This is a genomic window from Pseudomonas sp. B22129, assembly GCF_044218875.1.
Lineage (GTDB): Bacteria > Pseudomonadota > Gammaproteobacteria > Pseudomonadales > Pseudomonadaceae > Aquipseudomonas.
Window position 1 is genome coordinate 1,996,460 of record NZ_CP162592.1, and the last position, 18,594, is coordinate 2,015,053.

An 18,594-nucleotide genomic window follows, 5' to 3' on the forward strand; every position below is an offset into this window, starting at 1 on the left:
CATGACAAACGGCTTCGGTGCGACGCTTGACATCCCCAGGTCGTAAACGTATGTTTCAAACACCTGTTTGACCGCCACAACACATCCACGCGGTTGTTCATCCCAGATACATCAGCAGAGGTTTATCGCTATGCCTGACTACAAGGCCCCCTTGCGTGATATTCGCTTCGTTCGTGACGAACTGCTTGGCTATGAAGCGCACTATCAGAGCCTGCCGGCTTGCCAGGACGCTACCCCGGACATGGTTGACGCCATCCTTGAAGAAGGCGCCAAGTTCTGTGAGCAAGTGCTGGCACCGTTGAACCGCGTGGGTGACATCGAAGGTTGCACCTGGAGTGAGTCAGGCGTTAAGACCCCTACTGGTTTCAAAGAAGCCTACAAACAATTCGTTGAAGGCGGCTGGCCTAGCCTGGCCCACGACGTGGAGCACGGCGGCCAAGGCCTGCCGGAATCCCTGGGCCTGGCGGTAAGCGAAATGGTTGGCGCCGCCAACTGGTCGTGGGGCATGTACCCTGGCCTGTCCCACGGTGCGATGAACACCATTTCCGAGCACGGTACCCCTGAGCAGCAAGACGCCTACCTGACCAAACTGGTGTCGGGCGAATGGACCGGCACCATGTGCCTGACCGAACCGCACTGCGGCACCGACCTGGGCATGCTGCGCACCAAGGCTGAGCCTCAGGCCGACGGTTCCTACAAAGTCTCCGGCACCAAGATCTTCATCTCGGCCGGTGAACACGACATGGCCGACAACATCGTCCACATCGTACTGGCCCGCCTGCCGGACGCACCGGCCGGCACCAAAGGCATCTCGCTGTTTATCGTGCCGAAATTCCTGCCAAACGCCGACGGTTCGGTGGGTGAGCGCAACGCGGTGACCTGTGGCTCCCTGGAGCACAAGATGGGCATCCACGGCAACGCCACCTGCGTGATGAACTTCGACGCGGCCACCGGTTTCCTGATCGGCCCGGCGAATAAAGGCTTGAACTGCATGTTCACCTTTATGAACACCGCTCGCCTGGGCACCGCGCTGCAAGGCTTGTCCCACGCTGAAATCGGCTTCCAGGGCGGCCTGAAATACGCGCGTGACCGCCTGCAAATGCGCTCCCTGACCGGCCCGAAAGCGCCAGACAAAGCCGCTGATCCGATCATCGTGCACCCTGACGTGCGCCGCATGCTGCTGACCATGAAAGCCTTCGCCGAAGGCAACCGTGCGATGGTGTACTTCACCGCCAAGCAAGTGGACATCGTCAAGTACGGCACCGACGACGAAGCCAAGAAGCAAGCCGACGGCCTGCTGGCCTTCATGACCCCGATCGCCAAGGCCTTCATGACCGAAGTTGGTTTTGAGTCTGCCAACCACGGCGTGCAGATCTACGGCGGCCACGGTTTCATCGCCGAGTGGGGCATGGAGCAGAACGTTCGCGACAGCCGCATTTCGATGCTGTACGAAGGCACCACCGGCATCCAGGCGCTGGACCTGCTGGGCCGTAAAGTGCTGATGACTCAAGGCGAAGCGCTCAAGGGCTTCACCAAGATCGTGCACAAGTTCTGCCAGGCCAACGAAGGCAACGACGCCGTAAAAGAGTTCGTTGCACCGCTGGCTGCATTGAACAAAGAGTGGGGCGAGTTGACCATGAAGGTCGGCATGGCCGCGATGAAAGACCGTGAAGAAGTCGGTGCCGCCTCGGTGGATTACTTGATGTATTCCGGCTACGCCTGCCTGGCTTACTTCTGGGCCGACATGGCGCGCCTGGCGGCCGAGAAACTGGCTGCCGGCACCACCGAAGAGGCGTTCTACAACGCCAAGCTGCAGACGGCGCGCTTCTACTTCCAACGCATCCTGCCGCGTACCCTGGCCCACAAAGCCACCATGCTGTCGGGTGCCAACAACCTGATGGACATGAAAGAAGAAGACTTCGGCCTGGCTTACTAAGCCTTCCGGTTCTCTTGAAAACCGCCGCTTCCCTTGGGAGCGGCGGTTTTTTTATACGCGATAAAAAACACAGCGTGGCACTCAGGGATTGCAGTTGGCGGCCGTTACAGTAGTGGCAATGTGATACAGGTCACATTGAATGTGCTTAACTGTGTGCAGTGAAGGCACTGTGCCATCTGTCTGGGCGGGTCGGAGCTTTACCCTTGTCACGCGTGTCTGCTGTACGTTTCAGTCATTTTCTTCCTTCGTTGCTGCTGTTAATGGCCGGGCTCTCGGCTGCGTACGTCAAAGACCTCAACGTGTTCTTCACCTCGCTGTTCAACGTGCTGCCCACTCTGGTGCTGTTGCTTGGCGGTTCGTATTGCGCGGTGTATCGGCGCCAACGCGAGCTGTTCCTGATGATCACGGTGTACATCGTCTACTTCTTGCTGGACACCCAGACCGATTTCTACCGCGACAACGGCCGTGTGCGCGAAGACGCCGCCGTAGTGTTTCACCTGTGTTGCCTGCTGCTGCCGTTGCTGTTCAGTATTTACGCGCTGTGGCAGGAAAAAACCCACCTGTTCCGCGACTTCATCGCACGCTGCGCGGTATTGGTGGCCGTGGGCAGCGTGGCATTGGCCCTTGAGCAAAGCTTTCCCCAGGCCGTGCTGAGCTGGTTGGCGGAAATTCGCTGGCCGGCATTGCATGGCAGCTGGATGAGCCTGATCCAGCTGTCGTACCCGATGTTCCTGATCGGCTTTCTTACCTTGGCGGCGCAGTACTGGTACCAGCCGCGCCCGCTGCACGCCGCGCAATTGGTTGGTTTGCTGGGGCTGTTCTGGATGTTGCCGCAAACCTTCATCCTGCCGTTCACCCTGAACATCATGTGCAGCCAAGTGATGCTCATGATTGCCGCCGGTGTGGCCCACGAGGCGTACCAAATGGCGTTCCGCGACGAGTTGACCGGCCTGCCGGGGCGCCGAGCACTGAATGAACGTATGCAGCGGCTGGGCCGCAACTATGTGTTGGCGATGACTGACGTCGATCACTTCAAGCGCTTCAACGACACCCATGGCCACGACGTAGGCGACCAGGTGCTGCGCCTGGTGGCGAGCAAACTGTCGAAGGTCAACGGCGGCGGGCGTGCCTACCGTTATGGCGGAGAAGAATTCGCGGTGGTGTTCGCGGGCAAGACCCTGGATGAATGCATGCCGCATCTGGAGGAGATCCGCGAGATCATTGCCGACTACGACATCAAGCTGCGCAACCCGGACCGCCCGCACGACGACCATCAGGGCCGCCAGCGCCGCGTGGGTAGTGGTGCGTCGAGTGTGTCGGTGACGGTCAGCATCGGCGTGGCCGAGCGTCAGGCCGAGCAGCGCACGCCGGAAGAAGTGCTCAAATCCGCCGACCAGGCGCTGTACGCCGCCAAGGGCGCCGGGCGCAACTGCGTGGTCGCGGCCGGGCAAACCCGGCGCGGCGCGGTGCGCATGGAAACCGCTGCCGGTTGAGTGATGGCGGTGTATTCAGCGGTTCTACAGTGATTGTTCGAGGCGCTGGCCGGCAGTAGGTTGAAAGCATCTGCTGCCGGAGACATTGCCATGCCTGACTACAAAGCTCCCCTGCGCGACATGCGCTTTCTGATCGACAACGTGTTTGATTTCCACGGCCATTACGCGGCGCTGGGCGCTACCGACGCCAGCCCGGACATGGTCAATGCGATCTTCGAAGAAGGCGCCAGATTCTGCGAAAACGTGCTCTCGCCGCTCAACCGCAGCGGTGATGAAGAGGGCTGCCATTTTGACAATGGCGTGGTCACCACGCCCAAAGGTTTCAAGGAAGCCTTTGCGCAGTATGTTGAAGGCGGCTGGCACGGTTTGGCGGCGGACCCGGCCTACGGCGGCCAAGGTTTGCCGTCGTCCCTGGGCCTGGTGCTCAGCGAGATGATCGGCTCCAGCAACACCTCCTGGGGCATGTACCCCGGGCTGACCCACGGCGCGATGACGGCGATCCATGCCCATGGCACCGAAGAGCAAAAAACCACTTACCTGAACAAACTCACTGCGGGCGAATGGACCGGCACCATGTGCCTGACCGAAGCCCACTGCGGCACCGACCTGGGCTTAATCAAGACCCGCGCCGTGCCCCAGGCGGACGGCAGCTATGCGGTCACCGGCAGCAAGATTTTCATCTCCGCCGGCGAGCACGACATGAGCGCCAATATCATCCACTTGGTGCTGGCCAAGTTGCCGGACGCGCCGGCGGGCACCAAGGGCATCTCGCTGTTTATCGTGCCCAAGTTCCATGCCGACTCGGGCGAGCGCAACGCGGTGCACTGCGGCTCCATCGAACACAAAATGGGCATCAAGGCCTCGGCCACGTGCGTGTTGAACTTCGATGGCGCCAAGGGCTTTCTGATCGGCGAGGCCAACAAAGGCCTCAACTGCATGTTCACCATGATGAACCACGCGCGCCTGGGCACCGGCATGCAGGGTTTATGCAATGGCGAGGCAAGCTTTCAGGGCGCGATCAAATACGCCAACGACCGCCTGCAAATGCGCTCGCTGACCGGCGCCAAAGCCCCGGAAAAAGCTGCCGACCCGATCATCGTGCACCCCGACGTGCGCCGCATGCTGTTGACCATGAAGGCCTTCAACGAAGGCAACCGCGCGCTGACCTACTTCACCGCACAATTGCTCGACACCGCGCACCTGAGCAGCGACACCGCCGCACGCCAGGAAGCCGAAGACCTGCTGGCGTTCCTCACACCCATCTGCAAAGCCTTCATGACCGACACCGGCCTTGAGGTGACCAACCACGGCATGCAGATATTCGGCGGCCACGGCTACATTCGCGAATGGGGCATGGAACAGTTGGCGCGTGATGCGCGGATTGCGCCGATCTATGAAGGCACCAACGGCATTCAGGCCCTCGACCTGCTGGGGCGCAAGGTGTTGGGTAGCCAGGGCAAGCTGCTGCGTGGGTTTACCAAGATCGTGCACAAGTTCTGCGCGGCGAATGCCGAGCATCCGCAGCTCAAGGCTTATGTGGCGCAGCTTGATCAGCTGAATGGGGAATGGGGCGAGCTGACGATGAAAGTCGGCATGGCGGCGATGAAAAATCCCGACGAAGTCGGCGCGGCGGCTGTGGATTACCTGATGTACAGCGGTTACGTCATCCTTGCCTACTTGTGGCTGCGCATGGCGATCGCGGAACAATCACATGACGACGCTGAGTTCGCCCAGGCCAAATTGGCCACCTGCGATTTCTACTTCAAGCGTTTATTACCGCGCACGGCCACGCATCGAGCGGCTGTGGAGGCGGGCAGTGAGTGCCTGATGAGCTTGCCTGCTCAGCTATTTGCCCTATAGACGCTGGCACCGCGCGGTTTAAGTGTGGGAGCGGGCTTGCTCGCGAATGCGCCGGATCAGTCAACAAATTGGGTGGCTGACCCACCGCATTCGCGAGCAAGCCCGCTCCCACATTGGCTCTGTGTATGACTTATAAATACTAAGTGGTCACAAAAGGACCCTATGTGTCTGAAAAGTTGTTCGGGTACACTCTGAGCCTGTAAAACCGATCCTGTCGAATTACTTTTCATGTTCTCACGAGGTTTGCCATGGCTGATTACAAAGCGCCGCTGCGTGATATGCGCTTCGTCCTCAACGAAGTTTTTGAGGTCGCCAACACTTGGGCCCAATTGCCGGCATTGGCAGACACCGTTGATGCCGAAACCGTCGAGGCAATTCTCGAAGAAGCTGGCAAAGTAACAGCCAAATCCATCGCTCCGCTGAGCCGTAGCGGCGATGAACAAGGCTGCCGCTGGGACAATACCGCCGTGTTCACACCGGACGGTTTCCCTCAAGCCTACAAAACCTACGCCGAAGGTGGTTGGGTGGGCGTGGGCGGTGACCCGGTATTCGGCGGCATGGGCATGCCCAAGGCGGTGTCGGCTCAAGTTGAAGAGATGATCAACTCGTCGAGCCTGGCATTTGGCCTTTACCCGATGCTGACTTCTGGCGCCTGCGTATCGATCAATACCCACGCCAGCGAAGAACTCAAGGCCACTTACCTGCCGAAGATGTATTCGGGCGAGTGGGCCGGTTCCATGTGCTTGACCGAAGCGCATGCCGGCACTGACCTGGGGATTATCCGCACCAAGGCTGAGCCACAGGCGGACGGTTCCTACACCATCAGCGGCACCAAGATCTTCATTACCGGCGGCGAGCACGACCTCACCGAAAACATCATCCACTTGGTGCTGGCCAAGCTGCCGGACGCACCGGCCGGGCCCAAGGGCATTTCGTTGTTCCTGGTGCCGAAGTTCATGGTCAATGCCGACGGCAGCCTGGGTGCGCGCAACCTGGTGAGCTGTGGCTCGATCGAACACAAGATGGGCATCCAGGCTTCCGCGACTTGCGTCATGAACTTCGACCAAGCCTTAGGCTTCCTGGTGGGCGAGCCGAACAAGGGCTTGGCGGCGATGTTCACCATGATGAACTACGAGCGTTTAGGCGTGGGCATCCAGGGCCTGGCGTCTGGCGAGCGTTCCTACCAGAACGCGATTGAGTATGCGCGTGACCGTCTGCAAAGCCGTTCGCCGACGGGTGCCAAGGCGAAAGACAAGGTCGCCGACCCGATCATCGTCCACCCGGACGTGCGTCGCATGCTGCTGACCATGAAAGCCGCAAACGAAGGCGGCCGCGCGTTTTCCACCTATGTGGCCACGCAACTGGATATCGCCAAGTTCAGTGAAGACGCCGCTGCCCGCGAGCGCGCAGACAACCTGGTGGCCTTGCTGACCCCGGTTGCCAAGGCGTTCCTCAGTGATCTGGGCCTGGAAACCACCGTGCTGGGCCAACAAGTGTTTGGCGGCCACGGCTATATCCGCGAGTGGGGCCAGGAGCAGCTTGTTCGGGATGTGCGCATCACCCAGATCTACGAAGGTACCAACGGCATTCAGGCCCTGGATTTGATGGGGCGCAAGATCGTCGGCAGCGGTGGCAAGTTCTACACCTTGTTTGCGGACGAGATTCGCCAGTTCATCGCCACCGCAGGTGCCGAGCTGGGTGAGTTCACCCGGCCGCTCAGCACTGCAGTGGATAACCTGGATGAATTGACCGCCTGGGTGCTCGACCGCGCCAAGACCGACCCGAATGAAATCGGTGCCGCCTCGGTGGAGTACCTGCATGCGTTTGGCTACGTGGCCTACGCCTATATGTGGGCGCGTATGGCCAAAGCCGCATGGGGCAAGGAGGCCGAGGAAGATTTCTACGCCAGCAAGCTGGGCACTGCGCGCTTCTACTTCGCGCGCTTGTTGCCGCGTATTCATTCTCTGAGTGCGTCGGTAAAAGCCGGTAGCGAATCGCTGTTCCTGCTCGACGAGTCACTGTTCTAAGGGCTTGGAGGGCGTGTAAGCAATCTCTTACATGACGTGCTGCTATTCGTCCTCTATCGCCAAATTGGATCCACGGATAATCTACTTCACATGGACGTCGCGCAGGAAGCGCAAAGCAACAACAGGGACACGTAGGATTCTGCCAGGATGGCGGAGTGAAATGGATGTCAGGGAAACAGTCTGCAAAGCCCCGCTTCGGCGGGGTTTTCTTTTGCCCGCGAAAAAGTCAGGCGCTTGCCTGCGGGGCGTTCATTACGTCTTCCAGCAAGGTGCGCAGCAACGCCACCGTCGCTTGCTGGCGCTGCACGTCGCGGCACACCAACCCCACTTTCAACGGCACCCTCGGTTCACTCAAGGGTTTCCACAGCAATGCCTTGCTGTTGTGCTCGTCCTGGGAGCGCCCAGGCAGCACCGTCGCCAGTTTTGTGTGAGGCAGGCTGTCGAGAATCCCCGCCATCGTATTCAGCTCAGCCTGCACCTGCGGGCGCCGCCCGAGGTTTGCGAGCTGGCCCTGCCAGATTTGCCTGACTTGAAACTCTTCACCCAACAGCAGCATTGGCAGCTCCGCCGCCTGCTTCAGCGAGACTTTCTTGAATTCCCGCAAGGGATGGTCTTCGGGTATGACGACCTTCAACTCATCTTCGTACAACAGCACGCCGGTCAACCCAGGTTGTCGCGGCGGCAAGTAGCTGATGCCGATATCCAGCGAGCCATTCAACAACCGCCGCTCAATCTCAAGCCCGGTCAATTCGTAGATCTGCACCACCAGATGCGGCTGGGCCTTGCGCACCCGTTCCAGCATCTGGGGCACCAGGCTGGTGTGCACGGTTTGCAGTACGCCGATAGCCAGGGTGCGCATCGCCTGGCCCTTGAAGTTGCGCAAGGCTTCGACCGCTTGCTGCATACCATCAATCAGCGGCAGCGCGTGGTTATACAAGGTATGCGCCGCCAGAGTGGGCAACAGGCGCTTGCTACTGCGTTCGAACAGGCTGACATCAAGGTTCTGTTCAAGTTGGCGAATCTGCTGCGATAAAGCGGGTTGAGAGATCGACAGACGCTCCGCAGCGCGCCCTACGTGGCCTTCCTCATACACCGCGACGAAATAACGCAGTTGCTTGAAATCCATAAGACTTACTTATCGAAAAAGCTGGAAAATCGAAATGGCCGCTGGCCCCTTGGGCGCCTAGTCTAGCGCCTATTCGCAGGGCTTACAGGGCCAGATCAGGCAATGAACAGCGTTTATGTTGATGGCGTTTGCATAGGCAAGACAAAAAACCTCCAGCCAGGCTGCACAGGGTGGGCCGACCAAGGTCCGGTTGCCAGTGGGGGTGAACTGTGAATCTGTTTCGCCGACCTGCGCCGAGCCTGGACGATCTGGTTCTCGATGCCCCGCGTGATGATCTTTCCAGTGAATGCCTGATGCCCACGGTTGTACGCCCTCCGCAAGTCTTTGTGCGAGGCGACGGCTCCTGGCTTTCGGACAGCGACGACCGTGCCTACCTGGACTTCAGCCAGGGCGGCGGCGCCAATAGTCTCGGCCACCGTTCACCAGCAGTGCTCAGTGCCTTGACCGAGCAGATGCACGCAGTAGTTAACCCAGGGGGAGGCCTGTACAACCGGGCTCAACTCAACCTTGCCGACCGGCTGTGCCACCTCACCGGCAGCGACCAGGCGTACCTGCTCAATAGCGGCGGGGAAGCTTGCGAAGTGGCGATCAAGCTCGCGCGCAAATGGGGCCAACTGCATCGCGGTGGCGCGCACCACATCATCACGGCCGGCGGAGGTTGCCATGGCCACAGTTTTGCCGCGATGGCCGCATCGGCCGGCTCTGGTAACAATCGTTTCGAGCCGCAATTGCCGGGTTTCAGTCACGTGCCTTTCAACGACCTGCCGGCGCTGCATGCTGCTGTCGATGCGCAAACCGTGGCGATCATGCTGGAGCCGATCCAGGGCGCAGCCGGCGTGATTCCTGCGACGCAACACTACCTCAAAGGTGTGGAGCGTCTGTGCCGCGAACTGGGTATTTTGCTAATTCTCGATGAAGTGCAAACAGGCATCGGCCGGTGCGGCTCCTTGCTGGTGGAAGAACACTATGGTGTGCGCGCCGACATCATCGCCCTCGGCAAAGGCCTGGGCGGCGGCGTGCCACTGGCGGCGCTGCTGGCGCGCGGCAGGGCCTGTTGCTTTGAAGTGGGCGAACTTGAAGGCACCCATCACGGTAATGCACTGATGGCCTCTGCCGGTATCGCGGTGCTGGACGCCGTGACGCAAAACGGTTTTCTCCAACAGGTACGTGAATCCGGCTTGTGCCTGGGCGAAGGACTCTCCCGCCTGGCCTACCGTTACGAGCACGGTCAATTACGCGGTAACGGGCTGATGTGGGGCCTGACTTTGTCGGATGATTCTGCGGATGCGGTGGTAAAAGCTGCGCTGCATGAAGGTCTTATTCTCACCGCCCCGCAGCCCGACTGTCTGCGGTTCACCCCAGCGCTCAACGTCAGCAAAAATCACATCGACGAAATGCTCCTGCGCCTGGCTCGTGCCTTCTCCCGCGTGCGTACCGCGCAACTGCAATGCCGCAAGGGCATCGCCGTTTAACACCCCTGCTTCCCGAACCGTCTCGCGGCATACGCGGCGCCTCCGGCCTGATTTTTTTGGCTGGGGGCGTTTTTTTGTGGGTCAGTTAAAGGATGGCGCAATGCCAGATTCCACTGAACCCTCACAAACCCCCAAGGTCGATTAGCTTAACGGCTCACACGAGCCGATTTTCTGGAGCTGACCCCATGGACATCATTCGTATCATCATCGCCATCCTGCTGCCGCCACTGGGTGTGTTCCTGCAAGTGGGTTTCGCCGGCGCGTTCTGGCTGAATATTCTGTTGACCCTGTGCGGTTACTTCCCCGGCATCATCCACGCGGTGTACATCATCGCCAAGCGCTGAGGCCGTCAGCCTTTTGCGATGAGCCTTGAGTTGCGCTCGTTGCGAAAGGCCAACTGCTCGATGGTCTGGGTGGCGTGTTCGGCTTCTTCCCGTGCCTGAAGGATGATGCCGTGCTGCTCGGACTTGCTGCACACCGGGTCGGCGTTGCTCGCGTCACCGGTGAGCATGAACGCCTGACAGCGGCAGCCGCCGAAGTCCTTTTCCTTTTCATCGCATGAGCGGCAGGGCTCGGGCATCCAGTCGTAGCCGCGAAAACGGTTGAAGCCAAACGAGTCGTACCAGATGTGCTGCATGCTGTGGTCGCGCACATTGGGAAATTGCACCGGCATCTGTCGGGCGCCATGGCAGGGCAGGGCGGTACCGTCCGGCGTCACTGTCAGAAAGATGCTGCCCCAGCCGTTCATGCAGGCTTTCGGGCGTTCCTCGTAATAGTCCGGCGTCACGAATATCAATTTGCACGGGTGGCCTTCGGCTTCCAGCTTGGCACGGTATTCATTGGTGATACGTTCGGCGCGCACCAGTTGCTCGCGAGTCGGTAACAACCCCACACGATTGAGTTGCGCCCAGCCGTAGAACTGGCAGGTGGCGAGCTCGACGAAGTCCGCTTCCAGCGCAATGCACAGTTCGATGATGCGATCGATCTTGTCGATATTGTGCCGGTGAGTGACGAAGTTCAGCACCATCGGATAACCGTGAGCCTTGACCGCGCGGGCCATTTCGAGCTTTTGCGCGAAGGCTTTTTTCGAGCCGGCCAGCAGGTTGTTCACCTGCTCATCGCTGGCCTGAAAGCTGATCTGGATATGGTCCAGACCGGCCTTTTTGAAGTCGCTGATTTTCTGCTCGGTCAGGCCGATGCCGGAGGTGATCAGGTTGGTGTAGAAACCCAATTGGCGTGCTTCAGCGATCAGCTCGGCAAGGTCCTGACGCACCAGCGGCTCACCGCCGGAAAACCCAAGTTGCGCTGCCCCCATCTCCCGGGCTTCGCGAAATACCTTGATCCACTGCTCGGTACTCAACTCCTTGCCCTGCTCGGCGAAATCCAGCGGGTTGGAGCAATACGGGCATTGCAGCGGGCAGCGGTAAGTCAGCTCGGCGAGCAGCCACAGCGGCAGGCCGATGGGCGGTTTTTCAGGCAAGGGTGATCCAGTGCTCAGCACGGGCGACCTCCATGAATTGCTCGATGTCTTCACCGAGCTCGGGCACGCCGGGAAACTGCTTGTCCAACTCGGCGATGATGGCGGCCACGTCGCGCTCACCGTCGATCAAGCCTCCGATCAGCGCGGCGCTGTCATTGAGCTTGATCATGCCTTCGGGGTAGAGCAGCACATGGCCCTTTTGCGCGGGTTCGTATTGGTAGCGATAGCCCTGACGCCAGGTCGGTTTTTTGCTGCGATCAAAGCTCATAAGGTGATCCCTTTATGCCAGACCCGCTGCTCGGTCACGCTGTGGTAAGGCGGGCGTTTCAGTTCGTAGGCCATGCTCATGGCATCGAGCATGCTCCACAGAATGTCGAGTTTGAACTGGAGAATCTCCAGCATGCGTTCCTGGCCTTCACGGGTGGTGTAGTGCTGCAGGGTGATTGCCAGACCGTGTTCCACATCGCGCCGCGCCTGGCCCAGGCGGGTGCGGAAATATTCATAACCGGCCGGATCGATCCAGGGGTAATGCTGCGGCCAGCTGTCGAGGCGCGACTGGTGGATCTGCGGTGCAAACAGCTCGGTCAGCGAGCTGCTGGCGGCTTCCTGCCAGCTTGCGCGACGGGCGAAGTTCACATAGGCATCGACCGCAAACCGCACGCCAGGCAACACCAGTTCCTGGGAGCGCAACTGGTCGGGGTCCAAGCCGACGGCCTGGCCCAGACGTAACCAGGCTTCGATGCCGCCGTCTTCGCCGGGGGCACCATCGTGGTCGAGCAGGCGCTGGATCCACTCGCGACGGATTTCGCGGTCCGGGCAATTGGCCAGGATCGCCGCGTCTTTCAGGGGAATGTTCACCTGGTAGTAAAAACGGTTGGCGACCCAGCCCTGGATTTGCTCGCGGGTGGCGCGGCCTTCATACATCGCCACGTGGTACGGGTGATGGATATGGTAGAAGGCGCCCTTGGCACGCAGGGCGGCTTCAAATTCCGTGGTGGTCAGCGGCGTGTCAGTCATTTCGTCAGCTCCTACAATTCAATGCTCATGCCGTCGTAAGCCACTTCGACATTGCGCCGCACCAGTTCCGCTCGCTCGGGGGAGTCTTCATCGAGGATCGGATTGGTGTTGTTGATGTGGATAAGCACCTTGCGCTGTTCGGGCAACTGCTCCAGCACTTCCAGCATGCCGCCGGGGCCGTTCTGCGCCAGGTGGCCCATCTCGCGCCCGGTACGGGTACCGACGCCACGGCGCTGCATTTCGTCGTCATCCCACATCGTGCCGTCCACCAACAGGCAGTCGCTGCCGGCCATGATTTCCAGCAACGGTGCGTCGACCTTGCCCAGCCCCGGGGCGTAGAACAGTTTGCCGCCGGTGCGCAGGTCTTCGACGATCAAGCCGATGTTGTCGCCCGGGTGGGGGTCGAAGCGGTGTGGCGAGTAGGGCGGCGCGGCGCTGCGCAATGGCAGCGGGGTGAAGCGCAGGTTGGGGCACGCCGGGATGGTGAAGCTGGCGTCCAGTTCGATGCGGTTCCAGGCCAGGCCACCGTTCCAGTGGGTGAGCATGGTGAACAGCGGGAAGCCGGTGCTGAGGTCTTCATGGACCATGTCGGTGCACCACACCTGGTGCGGGCAGCCTTCGCGCAGGCTCAAGAGACCGGTGGTGTGATCGATCTGGCTGTCCATCAGGATGATCGCGCTGATGCCGGTATCACGCAGGGCGCGGCCGGGTTGCATCGGTGCGAAGCCTTGCAGTTGCGCGCGAATATCCGGTGACGCATTGCACAGCACCCAATTCACGCCATCGTCGGAGATCGCAATGGACGATTGGGTACGCGCTTGGGCCCGCAGGCTGCCATCGCGAAAACCTGCGCAGTTCACGCAGTTGCAGTTCCACTGCGGGAAGCCACCGCCGGCGGCGGAACCTAGGATCTGGACAAACATGGACGCTCCATCAGGCAAAGCTCAAAACAAAAACGCCCCGGGCGAACCGAGGCGTTGTATTACCAGGCGTATCAGCGGCTGGCGAAGTACATGGTGACTTCGAAACCGATGCGCAGATCAGTGTAAGCAGGCTTGGACCAGGTCATATTCATTCTCCTGTGGAGGGATGGGACGTTCACTACTGAGTCATACATATAGTCCACCTCCAGTCGGAGATGTTCAGATATTGCGTATGAATGTTACTTAATTCTTTTCAGGATAGCGCTACCCTGATGGAAAAAGCCTGTTGCAGGGTTGGCAACGATCAGCCTGCCGCTTGCCAGGAATCCGAGGTGCGCGGGCCATTGGCCACGCAGCGCCAGCCGCCTGTAGCGTGGTTGAGTTGCTGGGCGGCGAGCAATAAATCCTCGCGTGTGCGGGTCTGGATGAGCTGTTGAAGCTGTTCCAGATAACCCGACGGATGGCCGGCCCGCTGTGCCTGCCAAAGCAAATCGGCGGCTTGGGCGAGCGGCAGTGCAGTGAATTGCTGCGCCAGCGTCTCGTTGCCCAGGTCAGTGCTGCTTTCGATCAACGACGGCAGTTGCTTCAGGAAGGTTTGCAGGTGATCGACGATTCCTTCCAGGGATACGCTGGGGGATTGCACGCCGAACAGCAGGCCAGTTTGCCCATTGATCTGTCGGACGCCGCTGAAGACGGCGTAGCCGATTTGCAACTCTACACGCAGGCGCTGGTAGAACGACCCTTGAAGCAGATGACCGAGCAGGCGCCATATGGCCTCGTCAGCCAAAGAATGGGTGGGTGCTGGGCAGAACAGTAGCAGCGCGGCTTCGCTGGCGTCAGTTTTCACCTTGTGCCACAGATGTTGGCTGTCGAGGGCTGGCGACAGGCGCTCAAGGGTTGCCGGTTGCCCGGGTAAGCGCAGCGCAGCGCTTCTGACCGCCGCTTCGCATGGCGAAGGTAGACCGAATGCCATTCCTTGCCAGCGCGCGGTGGCCCACGACGCAGGCGTGTCTCCGGGTTCGGAATGCGTGGCGGCACAGCAGGCGGGCAGCGCCTTGAGCAGTTCACGAATAGCGATTAAGGGCGTTGTTGCAGGCGGCGCGTCCAGCGGCTGGTTCAGCTGATGCGCCAGCGCCTCCAGCACGGCGGGCATGGGCTCATGCAGGCCGACCATTTTTACCAGCCAATCATTGGCAATGGTTTCGAAAGAAACGTCGAGCCCCGCCTGACGGGCGTTTTCGCGCAATGGCTGCAAGGTGCTTTCCAGCCCGGCGGGCACGGGCGAATCAAAGCGCCAGTGCAGGTACAGTGCGCCCTCTTCGTTGTCGTTAGCCAACGCCTGGCTGAAGATCAGTGCTGAGGTCTCCCTGCGCCCCCGTGAACGATCCTGCGCAAAGGTGCGCAAACCACGGTGGGCACTGGTCTGCCCGCGAATCAGGCCTGCGCGTTCCTCTTTCTGGGGCGGGCGCAGGAACGGGTTGTTGGGTGGGAGCTGCCACGTGTGCCGGGGCGCAGGCAAGTGCAGTGAACCGAGCATGTCCTTGAGGCTGGCGATAGCGTGTTCCGACAAGTCTTCGCGATCATTGCGTGCCAATGCCAGCGCGCCTTGGGTGTGTTGTTGGCGTGCGGCAAGCAGGGCGAACTCTTCTCGCAGTGGAGTCCAGTCGCTGTGTGCGAAGAAGCTCAGCCAGTCGTGCAGAAGCGCCTCGATTCGCGTAGCCGAATCGCTTGGAGTCACGAGGGTGAAGTCGATATCCAGCACGGCTTGCCCGGCGAACTGGTAAAGCACGGACGCATGCAGCGCGGTGGCCAACCTGTGTGCTTTCAGTTCAGCCAGTAAACCGCCGGGCGCCGTGGCGTTGAGCCAGGTACAGAGGAACTCCAGGGCTTCACGCGGCGCGTCGCAGGTGACGACATGGTGCAGGTGGTTGTTTGCAATGTGCTGATAGCGGCGCACTTCATCAAGCATCAAGGCGGGCGGAACGGCTTGGGGGCGCAACGGCCCCGAGGTCAATGGTTCGCTGAATGCCTGAGCCAGTGTTTCCAGTTCTGCCAACGACTGCGGGCCCGCAAGGCTCAAGGTCATCTGCCCGCTCTGATAGAAGTGAGCGTGGAACTCCTGCAATGCCTGCTGAAATGTCTCACGCTCAACCGGCAGGCTGTCCCGGTTCCCGGCATGAAAGCCGCGTAAAGGATGATCCGCAGCCAAGCCTTGCAGCAACGCAACCTGTTGCTGCGCCGCTGCGTCCTGGGACCAGGCGACGAACTCCGCGTGCAGCACCTCGCGCTCGCGCAGCTGATCGTCAATCGTCAGGCGTGGATGGGTCAGCATGTCGCCCAAACGCTCCAGCCCACCTTTACAACTCGCCACCGGCAACTCAAAGAAAAAGTCCGTAGTGCGCTCGCGGGTGCTGGCATTGACCTGCCCACCGTGACGCTGCACGTAGGCCATCAACCCTTCGCCTGTGGGAAACCGCTCGGTACCCAAAAACAGCAGATGCTCCAGAAAATGCGCCAACCCCGGCCACGCCAAGGGTACGTCGTGGCTGCCGGCAGCCACCCGTAAAACAGCGGCACAGCGCTTCAAGCGCGGCGCATGGCGCAGGGAAACCCGCAGGCCATTGGCCAGGGTCAGGTGAAGGTGCTGAGGGTGGGCCGGCGCAGGCATGGGCACTTCCGAAACGTAGAATGTGGCCATGTTAACAAACCGGCTGGCTCAGGGTTTATACAGCGCGCCGTAGAGCTCCGGCCGGCGGTCTTGCAGGTAGTGGTTGGCCGCACGGGCATCAATGATCGACTGGCGATCCAGCTCGCCGACAATCAACGCCTCATCCAGGCCCGCCTGGGCGATACGCTGGCCATTCGGCGCAGCAATGCTGCTTTGCCCGCAATACTGAATCTCGCCTTCATGCCCGCAGTAGTTGGCGTAGGCCACGAAGCACTGGTTTTCAAAGGCGCGCGCCCGCACGGTGACGTCGGCCACAAAGTCGAACGGCACCATATTAGCGGTGGGCACCAGGATCACTTCGGCGCCTGCCAAGGCTAAACGCCGGGTGTTTTCGGGGAACTCGAGGTCGTAGCAGATCAGAAAACCCAGCGTCCAGCCATTGAGCTCCACCAGCGGGAAATCATCTTCTCCGGCGCTGAACATCGAGTGGTCCAGATCGCCGAACAGATGAGTCTTGCGGTAGTTGCACAGGCGCTGGCCGTGGGCGTCGATCAGCTGCACGGCGTTGTAAACCTGCCCGTCCTCGGCTCGCTCCGGGTAGCCGTATACAATCGCCAGCCCGGCGCTTTTTGCCAGGTCGGCAATCACCTGCGCCGATGGCCCGTCCGGCGCTTCGGCCAAGGCGCCGACGGCTTCCGCGCCGATGTTGTAGCCGGTCAGAAACATCTCCGGCAGCACCAGCACATCGGCGCCGGATGCCTCGTGCGCCAATTGATGCAGACGCGCGAGGTTGCCAGCCACATCCAGTGGCAGCGGCGGGCATTGGTAGAGGGCTACGCGCATGTTCAGCTCCTTAATCGGCCAGGGCGATTGGCCCGATTTCGTCGAATACGTCACCCGGCCCCGGGTTTTCCGGGTGGGTGCTGCCGCCGAAGTGGTTCATGATGCCCCACACCGCGTTCAGCGAGGTTTGCACTGCGCCTTCGACCCACGCCGGGGTCCAGGACACGTCGTCACCGGCGATGAAAATTCCGCGCTGTTCGGCAGGCATGTCCTTTTGCATGAAGTGCGCATACATGCGCTGGTTGTAGCGATAGTGGCCGGGTAACGCGCCTTTGAAGGCCCCGAGGAAATGCGGGTCGGCTTCCCATGACACGGTAATTGGGTCACCGATGATGCGTGCCTTGATGTCGACTTTCGGGTAGATCTTTTTCAGCGCGTCGAGGGCCAGTTTCACGCGCTTGTCGATAGGCTGCGGGAGCATTTTCAGCGCGTCGCTCATCCACGAGTACGACAGGCAAATCACGCCGGGCTTGTCGTCGCCGTTGTCGAACAGGTAGGTACCACGGGTCAGGCGGTCGGTGAGGGTCATGCTCATCAGGTCGCGGCCGGTTTCAGGGTCTTTGTCTTTCCAGAACGGGCGATCGACCATCACGAAGGTTTTCGATGACTGCATGTAGCGCGTGCGGTCCAGGGCCATCCACATCTTTTGCGAGAACAGGGTTTCGTCGCATTCGATTTGAGTGGTCAGCAGCCAGCTTTGGCAGGTGGTCAACACGGCGGCGTATTCGCGAGTGTCGCCGTAGTTGTCGGTCACTGCAAAACGGCCATCCGGCGCGTGGGCGATGCGTTTTACACCAGCCCTTGGCGCGCCCCGGTGCAGCGAGCTGAGGCTGGTGCCTGCCGGCCAGTGGGCGCAACGCTCCGGCACATGGCGCCAAATGCCCATGGGTACTTGGGCCACGCCGCCGACCACCAGGTGCTGGTGATCGTCGCAGTTGGTCATCACCACGCGGAAGATTTCCAGCATGGAGTTGGGGAAGTCCGAGTCCCAGCCGCCGGTGCCGAAGCCCACTTGGCCAAACACCTCGCGGTGCAGGAACGAAAGCTTGGCGAACGCTTTGGAGGTGGCGACGAAGTCGTAGAACGTGCGGTCGTCCCACAGCGGCACCAGCTTGTTCCACAGTTCTTTCAAGCGCGGTACATCGCGGTCGCGGATGGCTTGCTGGATATCGCCGAACTGCGAACCCGCCTCCAGGGCATCGGCCCAGGCATCGGCAACTTCCTGGAACAGCACCGGCAAGTCAGCGAGTTTTTGTGCGTAGTGAGTCTGGCCTTCGAGGTCGATCACTGTGCTCCCGGAAGCCGGGGTCAGCGGGTTCGGGAAAGGTTTGGTCTCAAGGCCCAGCTTGTCCACATAGTGGTAGAACGCGGTGGACGACACCGGAAACCGCATGCCACCCAACTCGGCGATGATGCCCTCAGCACCTTCAAACGCTTGGGAGCGCAAGCGACCGCCCATCTTCGAGGCTTCATACACCACCGGCTTGAGGCCCAGCTTCATCAGCTCGTAAGCAGCTACCAGGCCGGCGATACCCGCGCCGACAATCGCCACTTCGGCGCCATGGTTGGCGGCGGGAATACTGCCCAAGCCGGCCGGGTGCTCGATCCAGTCATCAAAGGCAAACGGAAAGTCCGGGCCGAAAATGGTGATGGGTTTTTTACCGTCGGCGGGGTGGCGATTGGTCTTGCTGATGGTGCTGGACGGAATGCTCATGGCTGACCTTACTGGCGACTCGACGGGACGCTGCC

The 18,594-nt window shown here is 60.6% G+C and carries 15 protein-coding genes; 6 read left to right on the forward strand and 9 right to left on the reverse strand.

The window, feature by feature from the left end; all coding sequences use genetic code 11:
- Positions 1-130: 130 nt before the first annotated feature.
- The 4 genes from AB4P94_RS09065 (at position 131) to AB4P94_RS09080 (ending at position 7,316) form a co-directional block, all read left to right on the forward strand.
- The gene (locus AB4P94_RS09065) at positions 131-1,936 is read left to right on the forward strand and encodes a phenylacyl-CoA dehydrogenase (protein WP_395610273.1); all 1,806 of its coding nucleotides are present in this window, start codon (positions 131-133) and stop codon (positions 1,934-1,936) included.
- Between the two features lie 203 nt (positions 1,937-2,139).
- Positions 2,140-3,429, forward strand: a complete 1,290-nt coding sequence (locus AB4P94_RS09070) for a diguanylate cyclase (RefSeq protein WP_395610274.1) — start codon at positions 2,140-2,142, stop codon at positions 3,427-3,429.
- Between the two features lie 90 nt (positions 3,430-3,519).
- Positions 3,520-5,289, forward strand: a complete 1,770-nt coding sequence (locus AB4P94_RS09075; RefSeq protein ID WP_395610275.1) for an acyl-CoA dehydrogenase C-terminal domain-containing protein — start codon at positions 3,520-3,522, stop codon at positions 5,287-5,289.
- 248 nt (positions 5,290-5,537) lie between these two features.
- A complete protein-coding gene (locus AB4P94_RS09080) occupies positions 5,538-7,316 on the forward strand; it encodes an acyl-CoA dehydrogenase C-terminal domain-containing protein (protein WP_395610276.1) in 1,779 nt (592 codons plus the stop codon).
- A 226-nt stretch (positions 7,317-7,542) separates the two neighbouring features.
- On the opposite strand, the gene AB4P94_RS09085 is transcribed toward AB4P94_RS09080, so the two are convergent.
- Positions 7,543-8,442 (reverse strand): LysR family transcriptional regulator, encoded by a 900-nt coding sequence (locus tag AB4P94_RS09085; protein ID WP_395610277.1) that lies wholly within the window; start codon positions 8,440-8,442, stop codon positions 7,543-7,545.
- 209 nt (positions 8,443-8,651) lie between these two features.
- Between AB4P94_RS09085 and AB4P94_RS09090 the strand changes: the two genes are divergently transcribed.
- Together AB4P94_RS09090 and AB4P94_RS09095 are read left to right on the forward strand one after the other, a co-directional pair.
- A complete protein-coding gene (locus AB4P94_RS09090; RefSeq protein WP_395610278.1) occupies positions 8,652-9,914 on the forward strand; it encodes an aspartate aminotransferase family protein in 1,263 nt (420 codons plus the stop codon).
- 185 nt (positions 9,915-10,099) lie between these two features.
- The gene (locus AB4P94_RS09095; RefSeq protein ID WP_010207008.1) at positions 10,100-10,258 is read left to right on the forward strand and encodes a YqaE/Pmp3 family membrane protein; all 159 of its coding nucleotides are present in this window, start codon (positions 10,100-10,102) and stop codon (positions 10,256-10,258) included.
- Between the two features lie 5 nt (positions 10,259-10,263).
- Here the strand turns inward: AB4P94_RS09095 and pqqE are convergent, their stop codons facing one another.
- The 8 genes from pqqE to AB4P94_RS09135 all read right to left on the reverse strand — a co-directional run bounded on the left by pqqE (position 10,264) and on the right by AB4P94_RS09135 (position 18,538).
- On the reverse strand, positions 10,264-11,394 hold the full coding sequence (gene pqqE, locus AB4P94_RS09100; RefSeq protein ID WP_395611314.1) for a pyrroloquinoline quinone biosynthesis protein PqqE: 1,131 nt from the start codon (positions 11,392-11,394) through the stop codon (positions 10,264-10,266).
- Entirely contained in the window at positions 11,387-11,662 is a 276-nt protein-coding gene (gene pqqD / locus AB4P94_RS09105; RefSeq protein WP_046069808.1) for a pyrroloquinoline quinone biosynthesis peptide chaperone PqqD, read from the reverse strand. Before pqqD ends, pqqE begins: the two co-directional genes overlap by 8 nt.
- Positions 11,659-12,411 carry a pyrroloquinoline-quinone synthase PqqC gene (pqqC, locus tag AB4P94_RS09110; protein WP_122735992.1) on the reverse strand — a complete coding sequence of 251 codons (753 nt, stop codon included), beginning with the start codon at positions 12,409-12,411 and terminating at the stop codon, positions 11,659-11,661. Before pqqC ends, pqqD begins: the two co-directional genes overlap by 4 nt.
- Before the next feature lie 11 nt (positions 12,412-12,422).
- Entirely contained in the window at positions 12,423-13,334 is a 912-nt protein-coding gene (gene pqqB, locus AB4P94_RS09115) for a pyrroloquinoline quinone biosynthesis protein PqqB (protein ID WP_032883902.1), read from the reverse strand.
- Between the two features lie 71 nt (positions 13,335-13,405).
- Positions 13,406-13,480, reverse strand: a complete 75-nt coding sequence (gene pqqA / locus AB4P94_RS09120) for a pyrroloquinoline quinone precursor peptide PqqA (protein WP_003194766.1) — start codon at positions 13,478-13,480, stop codon at positions 13,406-13,408.
- 158 nt (positions 13,481-13,638) lie between these two features.
- The gene (gene pqqF, locus AB4P94_RS09125) at positions 13,639-16,002 is read right to left on the reverse strand and encodes a pyrroloquinoline quinone biosynthesis protein PqqF (protein ID WP_395611315.1); all 2,364 of its coding nucleotides are present in this window, start codon (positions 16,000-16,002) and stop codon (positions 13,639-13,641) included.
- Positions 16,003-16,050: 48 nt separating this feature from the next.
- Positions 16,051-16,845 carry a carbon-nitrogen hydrolase family protein gene (locus tag AB4P94_RS09130; RefSeq protein ID WP_395610279.1) on the reverse strand — a complete coding sequence of 265 codons (795 nt, stop codon included), beginning with the start codon at positions 16,843-16,845 and terminating at the stop codon, positions 16,051-16,053.
- Positions 16,846-16,855: 10 nt separating this feature from the next.
- Entirely contained in the window at positions 16,856-18,538 is a 1,683-nt protein-coding gene (locus AB4P94_RS09135) for a flavin monoamine oxidase family protein (protein ID WP_395611316.1), read from the reverse strand.
- Between the last annotated feature and the right edge of the window lie 56 nt (positions 18,539-18,594).

What these genes read in the sequence shown, in the direction of transcription:
- AB4P94_RS09095 (WP_010207008.1), top strand. Translation starts at nt 10,100, where the DNA reads ATGGACATCATTCGTATCATCATCGCCATCCTGCTGCCGCCACTGGGT.
- AB4P94_RS09065 (WP_395610273.1), top strand. Translation starts at nt 131, where the DNA reads ATGCCTGACTACAAGGCCCCCTTGCGTGATATTCGCTTCGTTCGTGAC.
- AB4P94_RS09075 (WP_395610275.1), top strand. Translation starts at nt 3,520, where the DNA reads ATGCCTGACTACAAAGCTCCCCTGCGCGACATGCGCTTTCTGATCGAC.
- pqqD (WP_046069808.1), bottom strand. Translation starts at nt 11,662, where the DNA reads ATGAGCTTTGATCGCAGCAAAAAACCGACCTGGCGTCAGGGCTATCGC.
- pqqF (WP_395611315.1), bottom strand. Translation starts at nt 16,002, where the DNA reads ATGCCTGCGCCGGCCCACCCTCAGCACCTTCACCTGACCCTGGCCAAT.
- AB4P94_RS09130 (WP_395610279.1), bottom strand. Translation starts at nt 16,845, where the DNA reads ATGCGCGTAGCCCTCTACCAATGCCCGCCGCTGCCACTGGATGTGGCT.
- AB4P94_RS09080 (WP_395610276.1), top strand. Translation starts at nt 5,538, where the DNA reads ATGGCTGATTACAAAGCGCCGCTGCGTGATATGCGCTTCGTCCTCAAC.
- pqqB (WP_032883902.1), bottom strand. Translation starts at nt 13,334, where the DNA reads ATGTTTGTCCAGATCCTAGGTTCCGCCGCCGGCGGTGGCTTCCCGCAG.
- pqqC (WP_122735992.1), bottom strand. Translation starts at nt 12,411, where the DNA reads ATGACTGACACGCCGCTGACCACCACGGAATTTGAAGCCGCCCTGCGT.
- AB4P94_RS09085 (WP_395610277.1), bottom strand. Translation starts at nt 8,442, where the DNA reads ATGGATTTCAAGCAACTGCGTTATTTCGTCGCGGTGTATGAGGAAGGC.